The sequence below is a fragment of the Holdemania sp. genome (assembly GCF_986127675.1).
On the sequence record NZ_CFQZWI010000083.1, the window covers coordinates 1 to 13,262 of the forward strand.

Genomic DNA, 13,262 nt, shown 5'->3' on the forward strand with positions numbered 1-13,262 from the left:
AATCCAGGACGACGTGCTGGTGCCGGTGAGCTATGACGAGTCGCAGACGGTCAACCTGTACCGCCGATTCCTGAATAATCCGCAGATGATCCGTCAGATTCTCGATTAGTTTGCATCAGAAAAGCATAAAAAAACGGACGGAAGTCCGTGAAGGAATAAAGCCGGATCAGAGCCGGGCTTCATCCGGACGATCCGGCGCGGGGACGCGGGTCTGAAAATAGTGGATCAGCGTTTTTTCATCTTCGGTGAGCGTGTGGTTTTTTAACCAGGAAACACCGTAGCTCCAGGTATGATCGTCAAACGGTACGCTGGTGAACACTTCGGAGGCTGGCAGCCGGGTTTCATGCTCGACGGTCAGCGCAATGCCATGGTTATCGCAGACAAACTGCCGCAGAAGTTCCATTTCCGAAGTCGTCAGCACAACGTTGGGGCGAAACCCCAGCTTGCGGCAGCCGTGGATCACAAAGGCATACGACTTGAATTCTTTGCCAACCATCATAATCCGCTGGCCGCGCAGGTCGTCAAACGTGATCCGCGCTTTTTTTGACAACGGATTCTGCCGATTAATCCAGAAATGGAAAGGTTCGCTGAACAACGGCTGAGTATGAAAACGGGTCTGGTCAAACGGCGCGACCGTGATGGCCAGATCCAGCTGCTTGTCGAGTAATTTCTGTTCGCAGCGCAAGTCCGGCAAATCCTCATGCTGAATTTCAATCCGCGGATATTGCTGGCGGAATTCAACAAGCGTGTTGATGCCCAGCGAGCCGATTGTGCCATAGGAGAAGCCGATCCGCAGACGGCTGGACTTCGGTCTTGCCAGATCCTCGATTTTTTCCAGCGTATCGTTATAATCTTCCAACGTCCTGACGGCAAATTCGTAGTAACACTCACCCTGTGGCGTCAACAGCCGTCCCTCGTCGGTTTTGACAAACAACGGCGCGTTCAGTTCCTGTTCCAGCTGCCGGATCGCTTTGTGCAGCCCCTGCGGCGAGATGTAAGCGGCTTTGGCGGCCTTGGCGAAAGAAGCTTGCTGGCATACTTCGACGAAATAACTTAAAGTCCGAAAATCCATGACAAAATCCCCCGATTTTTTTAGTTTCTTTCCTCTTTGATGTTGTGATCATTATAACATATATTGTGAAAACATAAACACACTGGAAACTTTTGGTTGCGAAAAGATCAAATAACAGATGATTGGCGAATTCCCAAAGTCTTGTGATAATGGAATCACAAGAGGAGGAAACAAGAAATGAATCAAAACCACAAGATAACCAGCGGCATCTCGCGCCGGGATTTCCTGAAAGGTGCGGCAGCCGGTGCTGTCGGGCTGGCGGCGGCCGGGCTTTTAACAGGCTGTGAAAGCCAGGAAACGCCGACGTCAACGCCATGTCCTGAACCGACGGCCGCTTCCGGTCAGTTCGCCTGGGAATCGGCTCCGGAGCCGATTCCAGAGGATCAGATCAAAGAAACTGTCGAGAGTGATATCGTTGTCGTGGGCGGCGGCTTCAGCGGTCTGTGCTGTGCCCTGTCCGGCCGGGAAGCGGGGGCAGAGGTTGTCCTGATCGAACGGATGCGTCAGGTCATCGGCCGCGGCGGATCGATTTTCGCCATCAACTCCAAGCTGACTAAGGAAAAGGGCTACGAATTGAGCGAGGAAGAAATCAGTAAGATTTACAAACGGATGATGGGCTATCATTCCTATCGTATCGACGGCAGCAAGTGGATGCTTCACGCCCAGCGCAGCGGCGAAGCGATGGACTGGCTGATCGATCACATGACGACGGCCAGCCAGGTCGGCGGCAATGATCTGACGCCGGTTATGGAACATTGGTATTCGGATCCGGAAGACGTCAACGGCGAATTCCCGGGCACGCATGAATTCTTAGGCGGCCCGAATGGCAAAGGCCCGGACGATAATCCGCAGCAGGACGTCTGCGACAACATGGCGGCATACTGCGCCAAGGCCGGCGTCGATATGCGCTATGAAAACGCCGCAAAGCAGCTGGTGAAGGACGGTGACCGCGTGATCGGGGTGATCTGTACCAACGCCAATAACGAATATGTGAAATACATTGCCCGCAAAGGCGTCGTCATGGCGACCGGCGATTTCGGCGCGGACGAGGAAATGCTGCAGAAGTACATTCCATGGGCGCTGCAGGCGGGCCGCGGGGGAATCTGGGAAGGTTCGGGCCACAAGATGAGCTATTGGGCCGGGGCGGCGTTGGATAAGAGCGAAACGCCGGCACCGATGATTTTCTGCTTCCAATGGCGCAGCATCACCCGTCAGGTCCGGGCGTTCCAGGGATTGATGGTCAACAGCGACGGCGTGCGCTACATCAACGAAGACAATGTTATTTCTCACGGCGGTCTGTCGCTGATGCATGAAAAAGGCCATCACGCCTATGCGATCTGGGATACCGCTTATGCCTCCGAACCGCAGTGGCAGAATCACCGCTATGTCGACGGACCGAAGGTATTTGAGAACGAACAGGAAGTCATTCAATATTGGGATGAGATCGTTGCCAGCTCCGGCACCATTGAAATGAACGGCTCCGGTTCGATCGACGTCAAGATGGTCAAAGCCGACACGATCGAGGAGCTGGTTGAAAAGCTGGGACTGCCGAAGGAAACGGCGATTGCGACGATCGAGCGCTATAACGGTTTCTGCGAAAAGGGAGTGGACGAAGACTTCTACAAGCGCAAGGAACTTTTGCTTCCGATCAAGACCGGCCCGTTCTATGGGATTAAGTGTACGCCGTGGTTCCTGTCCACCGTCGGCGGCATCCGCTGCAATAACAAGATGCAGGTGCTCAATGAAAATAATGAAACGATAGAAGGGCTGTACTGCGTCGGTTCGATGGTCGGCGATATGTACTGCAACTGCTATTCCACCCACTTCCCGGGACATAATTTAGGTTCCACCTGCCTGACGTTCGGCTATCTGACTGGAAAATATCTGGCCGAGGAAGCTTAACCGAAAGGAGCCGGATCTCAGAAATTTGTCCGGACTGAATTCTGATCCGGATGAGGAAATAAAAGAAAAGTTTTGTCTGTTTTGCGGCGTTGTTTCAGCGCCGCTTTTCCTTTGTTTAAAATTTCCAGAATTGATCGCTTGACTTTGCCCTAAGGACAAGGTGTATCCTGAAGCCAGACACAGGAAAAAGGAGGAAAAAAGATGCTGACGATCGGCGAATTTTCAAGGATCTGCCGGGTTTCAACGAAAACACTGCGCTATTACGAAACGATGGGTCTACTTCAGCCTTGGCTTGTCAATCCTGCGACCGGGTATCGGTTCTATACCGCAGATCAGCTTGGGACAATGCGGCTGATCAACCGGCTTAAGGCCTACAACTTTACGCTGGAAGAAATCAAGCTGCTCGTCGTCACGTTCAATGGCGAGCGAAGCAGTCTGAGCGCGGCGCTGCAGGAAAAAAAGCAGGAACTTCTGCGTCAGAAAACGCTCCTGAATCAACGGCTGCAGCAGCTGGACGGGGACATTGAAAATCTCCGGCAAGGCTGTCCGCTGGTCAACGCCGGGGATGAGATTGTGGTGGAGTTGACGGAAATGCCGGCGATGACGCTGCTTTCGCGGCGTTTAAAAGTACGGGAAGGCGATTTCCCGCTGGCCTATCAACAAAGCTTCGGCATCTTGCTGGATAAACTTCAAAAACAACTGCTGACGATGGACGGATCGCCGATGACCTTATTTCATGACGATGAATTCAGCGAGGAAGGATTGGACACGGAATTTGCGATTCCTGTACGGGAAACCACGGAGGAAACCCGGCTTTTCCAGCCAGGTCTCTGTTTAAAAACTGTAGTCAGCGGTCCGGACGCGGATTTCCCGGCGGTCTACGCCCGCCAGATTCAATGGGCTGAGGCGGAAGGATATCACAATGCGGATGCGTTGTTTGAGGTCTATCGTTCTGATCCGCGGGATGATCCGCAGGCGTTTTACGCCGAAGTCTATTATCCGGTTAGAAAATAAACAAGGAAAAGAGGAAGAATATGGATCCGAAAAAACTGTCCGCTCTCGACAAAATCATCAAAACAGACTATCCGAATCTCGCCGGACTGGTCGTCTGCCATAATGGCCGGCGCGAACTGGAAGCGTATTACAACGACTTTACCGCTGAACATCAATTTCACGTCTTCTCCGTGACCAAAAGCATCGTTTCCCTGTTGATCGGAATCGCTCTGGAACGCGGGGAAATTACCGGAGTGGATCAGAAAATTCTCGATTTCTTTCCCGAATTTCCAGTCCGCAAAGGACATGAGCTGCTGCGTGAGGTCACGCTGAAGCACTGCCTGACGATGACGGTTCCGTATCGTTTTCGCTTTAATCCCTATACGAAATATTTTACAAGCGACGACTGGGTCAGCTTCGCGTTAAATCAGATCGGCGGGCGGGGACAATTAGGTGAATTTCGCTATGCGCCGATCATCGGTCCGGATATACTGACCGGAATCCTGACACGCGCAACCGGAAAAACGGTGCTCGACTATGCCCGGGAACACTTGTTTGATCCGCTGGGCATTGCCATAGAGAAAAGTCTTTTCTTTGAAACGAAAGAAGAACAGATGGACTTCTACAAGGCGGCGACAAACAGCTGCTGGGTCTGCGGACCGAACAAGATCAATACTGCCGGATGGGGTCTGACGCTTTCGGCGCGGGAAATGGCGGCGATCGGCGAGTGCTGCATCCATGGTGGTCAAGTGGACGGAAAACAGATCATCCCCCAAGCCTGGCTGAAGGAAAGCACCCGCACGCAGAGCTGCTGGGAAAAACGAAATTTGAACTACGGCTATCTGTGGTGGATCGTGGAGGAAGCGGAGCCTTCGTTTGCGGCGCTGGGCGACGGCGGCAATGCGATCTACGTCAATCCGCAGAAAAACCTGGTCGTCGCGATCGCGTCCACGTTTGTGCCGCGGGTCAAAGACCGGATCGACTTTATCCGCGGTCAGATTGAACCGTTATTCTGCGAATAATCAAAACGGACTTATCTGATCACACAAAGACCGGAGGCAAGAACGCTTGAATCCATCAGCGAAAAAGAGTTGACGGGACGAGGTCAGAATGGTCTAATGAGAACGAGGTGATCGCAGATGAATCCGATTGAAGCTCAGATTGAAGAATTGAAAAATAAAGATCAGAAGACCGCGTATCAGGCGTTAAAGCACCTGTTGGCGATCAGTGAGACCCGCGCGGAGGTTTCATACTATTTTGACAGGTTCGTGGCGCTGCTTCAGGATCCTCAGTCTTATGTCCGCACCCGCGGCCTGCTTTTGATCGGGGCCAATGCCCGCTGGGTAGAGGAGAAGACCTGCGCTGCCGCACTGCCTTTCTGCCTGGCGTTGATTCAGGATCCCAAACCGATCACACGCCGTCAGTGCATTCAGGCCCTGCCTTCTCTGAGCGCCGCGCATCCCTCGCTCAAGCCTTCGATCCTCGCTGCTTTAACCGGCGCGCAGATCCAGGATGTGCCGGAAACGATGCAGCGGTTGATCGCGAAGGATATTCAAAAGACGCTGCAGGCAATTCAAACCCAATCCGCAGAGGAAAACCGAAACGAATCTCTGTAACTGAGGCTCTTACTCGGTTTCGAGCAGACATAGAATGTCCATACAAAGAAGCTGGCAGGAGTAAGCGTTAAATGAAGCTTTATCCTGCGTGACTTTTTTCTTTGTCCAATTTCGGGTAAGAACCTAACCGGATGACCTGTCCGGTTTTTTTGCGGAAAAGTGGAGTTAAGTCAGTGTTTTCAGCTTGCAGAAAAACATGGGAAATAAATCGGAGTTCCGGTCGAATTTCTGGATGAATTTCCGTTGGGAACACGGTATAATGAAAGCAGAGTAAAAAACCAGATCAATCCGGTTTTGATACCGTAAAAAAGCTGCGGGGAATACGACCCAGGAAGCAGAAAAGAAACGAGGAGGAATATCCATGCCAGAAGGGATTAAAGAGCTTGTCTATCCGATATTAAAAGAAGAACTGATTCCGGCGCTGGGCTGCACTGAGCCGATCGCGATCGCTTATGCCTGCGCGAAGGCCAAAGAAGTGCTGGGAGCGTTCCCGGAGAAAATGACGGTGCGCTGTTCCGGCAACATTGTGAAGAACGTGAAAGGCGTCGTCGTTCCCAACACCGTGAATTTAAAAGGAATTAAGACCGCGGCGCTGATGGGCGTCGTCTGCGGCGACGCGTCAAAAGGGCTGCAGGTCATCGCCGGCAGCACGGCGCAGGACGTCGCGCGGGTCAAGGAGCTGTTAAAGAGCGATTTATGCAAGGTGGAACTGATTGAAGGCGAGGAAAACCTGCAGATCTGGGCGGTTCTGGAACAGGCTGAAAATCAGGTTCAGCTGCAGATCAAGCGCGAGCATACCAACATTACGAAAATTATAAAGAACGGAGAAGTTCTGCTGGATAAGGATGATTGTTCCAGTCAGCCGGTCAGCGCGATTGACCGCAGCCGGCTGACCGTGGAATCGATCGTCGCTTATGTCGAAAATGAAGATCTCAGCGAAATCCGGCCGCTGCTTGAAAAGCAGGTGGAATGCAACATGGCGATCGCCGAGGAAGGCTTAAAGAATCCATTCGGTTCGCAGGTCGGCCGGATTATGATGAAAAACAATCCCAACGATTTGTTTACGAAGGTCATCGCGTACGCCGCCAGCGGTTCCGACGCGCGGATGAGCGGCTGCAACCTGCCGGTCGTCGTCAATTCCGGCAGCGGCAATCAGGGCATGACCTGCTCGGTCCCGGTCGTCGTGTACGCCCGGGAAAAAGGCATCAGCGAGGAAAAAATGTTCCAGGCGCTGGCCTTAAGCAATCTGATCACCGTGCATTTAAAGACCGGGATTGGCCGGCTGTCGGCCTATTGCGGCGCCGTCAGCGCGGCGTGCGGCGCGTTCAGCGCGATCACCTGGCTGGCCGGCGGCAATCTGCGTCAGATCGAGATGACAATCACGAATTTAGCCGGGACAATTTCCGGCATGATCTGCGACGGGGCAAAGCCTTCCTGCGCCAGCAAGATCGCTTCCGCTTTAAGCTGCGGCGTGATCGCGCATCAGATGGCGCTCAACAACATCGCGTTTGAGGAAGATACCGGCATCATCAAGCATGATATCGAACAGACGATCGACGCCGTCGGCAAGCTGAGCCGGGATGGAATGCGGATCACCGATCAGGTCATTTTAAATATGATGATCAACGACTAGCGTTCCCAGTTCAGTGCAGCGCGGGTTGAATTACCGGCCTTTCGGTGGAAAGAATAAAGCTGGAAATTCCAGATAAAAAGAGAAAGCAGAACGATAAAGGAAAGATCAGCGAACCTGATGTTTCCTTTTTTTATGCGATAACCTTAATCCATTCTAATTAAAACGATTGATCGCGAAAAGTCATAGGCGTTTCTGTGCTTCAACAAGGTAAAGTTGTCTGAAAATCCGCCGGCAGGTGAAAAGCTTGAAATAGAAGAGGAGAAAGATCAGTTCACAATTTTTTCTTTTTTAAGGTAGGATCATCCAAGTCTGGAATCCCGGAGCCGCACGCCCTGTTTTTTAGGATGACCGCGATCAAACAATAAAAAAGGCGATGGGCATTTTCATCGCCGTCCAAAGGGAAAAGAGTTTAATTATGTTTGCTGATCATCACGACGCAGCCGGCCAGAAAACAGATTCCCTTCGCCGCCAACGCGCCCAGAGCAGCCCAGCTTTTCTCTTCCATTAACAGCACGCCCAGCACCACCAGCACGATTAACAGCACCAACGCCTGCAGCAGCACCTTGCGCTTGGCTTTCTGAGCAAATAGAATTCCGCACACTGCGTACAGCAGCACGCCGCATAAAAGACAGCCAATTTGATAAATCGGCGTTCCCATCCAGTTAAAATAGTATAAAACGCTGAATAAGAACGAAACTAAGAGGGAACCGCCGAGAAAGACGGCGGCCAGTCTGAGATAGGGGTCAAGCAAGTGTTTCATGATGTCACCTCACTCCCATCTTACGCTGGAAATGCTGAATTATGTCAACAGGAGGAAGTCAAAGTGGAATATGTTGAACTCATTTCAAAATGTATTTTTTTCTATCTGATCATCATCATCTCGCTGCGGGTGATGGGCAAGCGCGAGGTCGGCGAACTGAGCGTGCTGGATATCGTCATTTATTTCGTCATGTCGGAGGTTTACGCCCTGTCCATATCCGAACCGGACCAGAGTATCTGGAAAGCACTGATTGCGATCCTGACGCTGACGGTGCTGCAGATCCTCATCGCCTGGGCCTGCCTGAAAAAGAAGAAATGGCGCGACTTTTTTGAAGGTAAGCCGAGTTTGATCATCTATAACGGTATGATCGACCAGATGGAGATGAAGAAGCAGCGCTATACGATCGACGATTTAATGTATCAGCTGCGTGATAAGGACATTTCAACGCCGGAGGAGGTTCAGTTTGCGATTCTGGAAAACAGCGGCACGCTGACGGTGTTAAAAAAAGATGCCAGCAAGCTGAAGTGGAAAGACCCGCTGATCTCCGACGGCATCGTGCAGCAGCAGGTGCTTCAGGCCATCGGCAAGGATGAGGCATGGCTGCGCGAACAGCTTGAAACCGAAGGCATCTCAGATCCGGCGGACGTGTTCTTATGCCTGTGGCAGAAAAATGGCTTTTTCGTCCTGAAAAAGACAGCGCAGAACCCGGCCGAGATGCAGCACGGTCGTCACCAGCATCCCGCTGACTAACGCGATTCCGACAGCCTGCGTGCCTAAGGGAATCGTCAGAAAGCTGATGCAGGCTAAGCGCGTCAGACAGCCGCAGGTCGTGTCGATCATCGCCTTCTGACTCTGGCCGAGCGCGTGCAGCACGCTGCTTAAGCAGGGCTGGATCGAATACAGAATAAACGGCAGCGCCAGCGAGCGCAGCAAGCCGACCATCTGCGTCTGGTGATAGAGCAGCTGACAGATCGGCTCGGCGAAGCAGAACAACGTCAGTCCGCTGGCGCAGCCGATGCCCAGACAGCACAAGCCGATCTGAAAGAATTGTTTGCGGGCATGATCCATGCGGTGACGGCTGGCCTGGTAGGTAAACGAGGGCAGCAGCCAGTTGCTTAGAGCGATTGTCGCAAAGCTGGGCAGCGTCAATAACGGCATGACGTAGCCGTTAAGCTGGCCATAGGTTGTGATCAGCTGCTGCTGAAGCAGGACGCCCGCGAACAGCACGAGGCACATCGGTTCCAGAAAACTCGTCAGGGAACCGATTAAACGGCTGCCGGTCATCGGCAGCGACAGGCTGAGCAATTCGTTGACGGTCTGCCAATGCAGGGAATCGGTTAAGGTGCTGACGTGATGCAGCACCCTTTTTTTACGTTTGAGCGCGATCAGCAGATGGACGATGCTGCCCATTTCTCCAACTGACATCGAAAACACCGCGATCGACGCCATTTTAACCGGATCGGTCGTCGGCGCCAGTGTGAAGCAGCCGATCAGAAAGAGAATCCGTGTGATTTCCTCGCTGATCTGGCAGGCCGTGGGCGGGATAATTTCCTGCCGGCCCATGAAATAACCTTTCAGCAGCCCTGAGATACTGACCAGCGGAATGATCGGTACGACCGCGCGCAGTACCGGAATCAGAACCTGCTGCTTCAAGACGACGGCCGCCAGCAACGGGATCACGAGGATGAAAAAGACTGTCAGAAGCAGGTTGTTGATCACCGAAAGCAGAACGGACGCTTTTAATACCGGCGTGTAGTCCTGACGCGAAGCGATGATCTTGCTGACGGCGCTGGGCAGCCCCATCTGGCCGAGCGTGATGAGGAACACCGTCGTCGGCATCGTCAGACTGTAATAATTCATCGCCTCGGCGCTGAGAACGCGCGCGCAGGCGATCCGGACAAAAAAGGAAAGGATTTTTGCGATCAATGAAAGGGTAAGGAGATGGACAGTTGATCGAATGATTTCTTTTTTCATTACTTTTTCCTCCACTTTTTATAAAGTATGATTTATAATAAATAAGTATGATTAAGAAAGGGGAGAGTTCAGATGGAATCCCTGGATCTGAAAAATAAGCAGATTCAGCTCACTCTGATGCTGAAGCTGCAGCAGCTGCAGCGTGAACAGCTTCCCGGCCTAAACTATAAAAATCTTGAGGATGTCATGCAGAAGCTGGTGTGGAAAAGGAATCAACCGAAGACTTTACACGAGGCTGTAAATGATATATTATCTTTATCGGCAGATCAGATTGTCCGCTTTTTGTCAAAGCAGGCGATCATTGAAGGGTATCATCAAGAATTATCAGAGTTTAGCGATTTAATAGGAGGAAGAAATGTATGAAAAAGGGGACAAGAACAAGTCGTTTAACGGTCTTCATCGTGACTGTTGTTGCCATCTTTGCAATGATCGGCATCTTCGCGCAGGATGTCGCCAGAAACACGACGCTGGGTTTGGATTTGCAGGGCGGCTTTGAGATCGTCTATCAGATCAGCCCGCTGCAGGAAGGCAAAGATTTGCCGGCGATGTCCGCGGTGGCGGAAAGCGTCAGCAAGCGCATTAACGTACTGGGGGTCAGCGAACCTCAGATTTTGATTGAAGGCAACGACCGCATCCGCGTGCAGCTGGCGGGGGTCAAGGATCAGGAGGAAGCCCGGCGGGTGATTTCCTCGACCGCGAACTTAACGTTCCGCGACGTCAACGACAACCTGCTTTCCGATGCGAGCATCATCAAGGAAGGCGGCGCTTCTTTAGGGTATGAAAACGGTGCGCCGGTCGTCAGCTTGAAGATTGCCGATCAGGCGAAGTTTGCGGAAATCACGCAGAAGGTTTCCGAAATGGGAACCGGCAACAACATTATGATCGTCTGGCTGGATTATGAAGACGGCGATTCCTATGTCAAGGAAGCGGCGGTAGCGCAGGCCGGGGGCGAAGCGAAGTATATCAGCGCGGCGCAGGTCAAGTCGGCGATTTCCGGCGACTGCGTCATCAGCGGCGGCTTTACGGAAAGCGAAGCGCGCGAGCTGGCGGAGCTGATCAATTCCGGCAGTCTGCCTGTCAAGATGACAGAAATTTACTCCAACGTCGTCAGTGCCGACTATGGCATCGGCGCGTTTAACAAGACTGCGACGGCGGGCATCGTCGGCGTGGCGTTAGTCATGGTCTTCATGTTGGTCGTCTACCGTTTCGCGGGCGTGATCGCCGACGTGATGCTGGCGCTGTACATCTTCGCGGTCTTCGCGATTTACGGCGGCATGGGCGGTGTCTTTACGCTGCCGGGCATCGCGGCGCTGGTTTTAGGCGTCGGCATGACCGTGGACGCGAACATCATCACCTTCGAGCGAATTAAAGACGAGCTGTACGCCGGCCGTTCCGTTCAGAACGCCGTCAAAGAAGGACAGTCGACTTCGTTTGCGACAATCTTCGATGCGCAGTTCACGACGCTCTTAGCGGCGTTGATCATGTATATCTTCGGCACCGGCGCAGTCAAGGGCTTTGCGACGATGCTGATGGTCACCGTTTTCTGCACGATGGTGTTAAACGTGTATGTCTCCCGCTTCTTAGTCAATCAGATCGTGAAGTCCGGCGCGCTGGACAACAAGAAGATCTGGTTCGGCGTGAAGCAGTCGAATATTCCGGATGTGGCCAAGCGTCAGGAACAGTTTTATTTCGGTCCGTTTAAGAAGGTCGACTTTGTCGGCAAAGCGAAGTATTTGATTACAACCAGCCTGATTATTCTGGCGGCGGCGGTCGTGATGATCTGCGTCAACGGCTTTGGCGGCAAGGGTGCGCTGAATTTGGGGATCGACTTCTCCAGCGGCACGAAGATTACCGTTTCATCCAATGAAACGCTGAATACCAATGAGGTCCGCAGCGATTTTGAAGCGCTGGGCTACAAGCCGAGCCGCGTACAGGCTTCCGGCGATAAGGTTGTTTACGTCACGCTGAACCAGGCGTTGGAACAGGATCAGCTGACTTCGATCAAGGAAACGCTGACGGCGAAATATGGAATTGAGCCAAACGATAACGTCGTTACGCCGGTCGTCGGCCGCGAGTTGGTCAAGAACGCGATCGCACTGTCCTTGCTGGCGTGGGTGGCGATGCTGATCTACATCACGATCCGCTTTAAATGGGATTATGCGGTCAGCTGTATCGTTGCGCTGGTTCATGACGTTGCAATCGTTCTGGCGATCTTCGCCATCTTCAGAATGGAAATCAACATCGAGCTGATTTCCGTCATTCTGGCGATCATCGGCTATTCGATCAACAACTCGATCGTCGTCTTCGACCGCGTCCGCGAGTCGGTGGCGGAAAGCCGCAAGCCGAAGCTGACAAACGAAGATTACAAGCAGATCGTCAACGACTCGCTGGATAAGACGCTGGTGCGTTCCGTCTTCTCTTCGATCACAACGCTGCTGCCGATCATCGCGCTGCTGTTGATGGGATCGGGTGCGATCGTCACGTTCAACTTCGCGATGTTCGTCGGTCTGATCGCCGGCACCTTCTCCTCGATCTTCATTGCGCCGCAGATGTGGTATGCTATTCGCACCCATGTGAAGCCGAAGGAAAAGAAAAAGAAGAAAGTCAAAAAAGAAAAACTGGACGAACTGACGATTCCAGGCATCAACGATTAACCATCAGGAAGGCGGCGCGAGCCGCCTTTTGTGCATTAGAAAGGAGCGCGAGCCCAGACAGACAGCGTATTTTATGATAAAATAAACAATACAGGTGAAAAATATGAAAATTGAACGAATTGAAACCAACGGCGAAGAAAAACGGATCCGGCAGGAATTTGGCGTCAGCGAACTGTGCGCGAAGGTGCTGGCCTGCCGCTGCCAGGACGATGAACAAATCCGTCAGGTGCTGAATCCGGATCTGACGCTGCATCCTTGCCAAAGCCCGGAACTCACGCAGATTTTAAAACGGCTGGACACCGCGCGTCAGCGGCATGAAAAAGTGCTGATCGCCGGCGATTATGACGCCGATGGCCTGTGCGCGACCGCAATCATGAAAGAGGCGCTTGACCGAACAGGAATTGTCAACGGGTTTTACGTTCCCCACCGGCTCAACGAGGGTTATGGCTTATCTGCGCAGACCGTGCAGCTGGCCAGGGAAAAGGGCTATTCGCTGATCCTGACCGTGGATAACGGCGTGGCGGCGCATCCCGCGCTGGCCTTGGCGAAGCAGCTGGGCGTGGAAGTGATCGTCACCGATCATCACGTAATCCAGCAGGAGCCTGAATGTCTGACGCTGCTGCACCCGTCGCGGAAGATCGGAAGAGCACACGTCTGA

The 13,262-nt window shown here is 52.7% G+C and carries 12 protein-coding genes; 9 read left to right on the forward strand and 3 right to left on the reverse strand.

Going from position 1 to position 13,262, the window contains the following annotated elements:
- Positions 1-166: 166 nt before the first annotated feature.
- Positions 167-1,072: a LysR family transcriptional regulator gene (locus AC5OW4_RS11645; protein ID WP_072683600.1), complete on the reverse strand. Its 906-nt coding sequence runs from the start codon at positions 1,070-1,072 to the stop codon at positions 167-169.
- A gap of 177 nt (positions 1,073-1,249) precedes the next feature.
- Between AC5OW4_RS11645 and AC5OW4_RS11650 the strand changes: the two genes are divergently transcribed.
- From AC5OW4_RS11650 to AC5OW4_RS11670, 5 genes are all read left to right on the forward strand, one after another.
- Positions 1,250-2,974: an FAD-dependent oxidoreductase gene (locus tag AC5OW4_RS11650; protein ID WP_072683599.1), complete on the forward strand. Its 1,725-nt coding sequence runs from the start codon at positions 1,250-1,252 to the stop codon at positions 2,972-2,974.
- 201 nt (positions 2,975-3,175) lie between these two features.
- Positions 3,176-3,988: a MerR family transcriptional regulator gene (locus tag AC5OW4_RS11655; protein ID WP_072683598.1), complete on the forward strand. Its 813-nt coding sequence runs from the start codon at positions 3,176-3,178 to the stop codon at positions 3,986-3,988.
- 20 nt (positions 3,989-4,008) lie between these two features.
- Complete coding sequence (locus AC5OW4_RS11660; protein WP_072683597.1) at positions 4,009-4,989, forward strand: serine hydrolase domain-containing protein; 981 nt, start codon at positions 4,009-4,011, stop codon at positions 4,987-4,989.
- A 117-nt stretch (positions 4,990-5,106) separates the two neighbouring features.
- Positions 5,107-5,583: a hypothetical protein gene (locus tag AC5OW4_RS11665; protein WP_072683596.1), complete on the forward strand. Its 477-nt coding sequence runs from the start codon at positions 5,107-5,109 to the stop codon at positions 5,581-5,583.
- Between the two features lie 361 nt (positions 5,584-5,944).
- Complete coding sequence (locus AC5OW4_RS11670) at positions 5,945-7,216, forward strand: L-cysteine desulfidase family protein (protein ID WP_072683595.1); 1,272 nt, start codon at positions 5,945-5,947, stop codon at positions 7,214-7,216.
- A gap of 409 nt (positions 7,217-7,625) precedes the next feature.
- On the opposite strand, the gene AC5OW4_RS11675 is transcribed toward AC5OW4_RS11670, so the two are convergent.
- Positions 7,626-7,976, reverse strand: a complete 351-nt coding sequence (locus AC5OW4_RS11675; protein ID WP_072683594.1) for a hypothetical protein — start codon at positions 7,974-7,976, stop codon at positions 7,626-7,628.
- Positions 7,977-8,039: 63 nt separating this feature from the next.
- Between AC5OW4_RS11675 and AC5OW4_RS11680 the strand changes: the two genes are divergently transcribed.
- Positions 8,040-8,726: a DUF421 domain-containing protein gene (locus AC5OW4_RS11680; RefSeq protein WP_072683593.1), complete on the forward strand. Its 687-nt coding sequence runs from the start codon at positions 8,040-8,042 to the stop codon at positions 8,724-8,726.
- On the opposite strand, the gene AC5OW4_RS11685 is transcribed toward AC5OW4_RS11680, so the two are convergent.
- Positions 8,628-9,950: an oligosaccharide flippase family protein gene (locus AC5OW4_RS11685; protein WP_072683592.1), complete on the reverse strand. Its 1,323-nt coding sequence runs from the start codon at positions 9,948-9,950 to the stop codon at positions 8,628-8,630. The two genes, AC5OW4_RS11680 and AC5OW4_RS11685, sit on opposite strands and share 99 nt — an antisense overlap.
- A gap of 72 nt (positions 9,951-10,022) precedes the next feature.
- Here AC5OW4_RS11685 and AC5OW4_RS11690 point away from each other — a divergent pair, with 72 nt between their 5' ends.
- The 3 genes from AC5OW4_RS11690 (at position 10,023) to AC5OW4_RS11700 (ending at position 13,262) form a co-directional block, all read left to right on the forward strand.
- Complete coding sequence (locus tag AC5OW4_RS11690; RefSeq protein ID WP_006060801.1) at positions 10,023-10,313, forward strand: post-transcriptional regulator; 291 nt, start codon at positions 10,023-10,025, stop codon at positions 10,311-10,313.
- Positions 10,310-12,604 carry a protein translocase subunit SecDF gene (locus AC5OW4_RS11695; RefSeq protein WP_072683591.1) on the forward strand — a complete coding sequence of 765 codons (2,295 nt, stop codon included), beginning with the start codon at positions 10,310-10,312 and terminating at the stop codon, positions 12,602-12,604. The genes AC5OW4_RS11690 and AC5OW4_RS11695 overlap by 4 nt, the downstream gene beginning before the upstream one ends.
- Positions 12,605-12,707: 103 nt before the next feature.
- Entirely contained in the window at positions 12,708-13,262 is a 555-nt protein-coding gene (locus tag AC5OW4_RS11700) for a DHH family phosphoesterase (protein WP_493676995.1), read from the forward strand.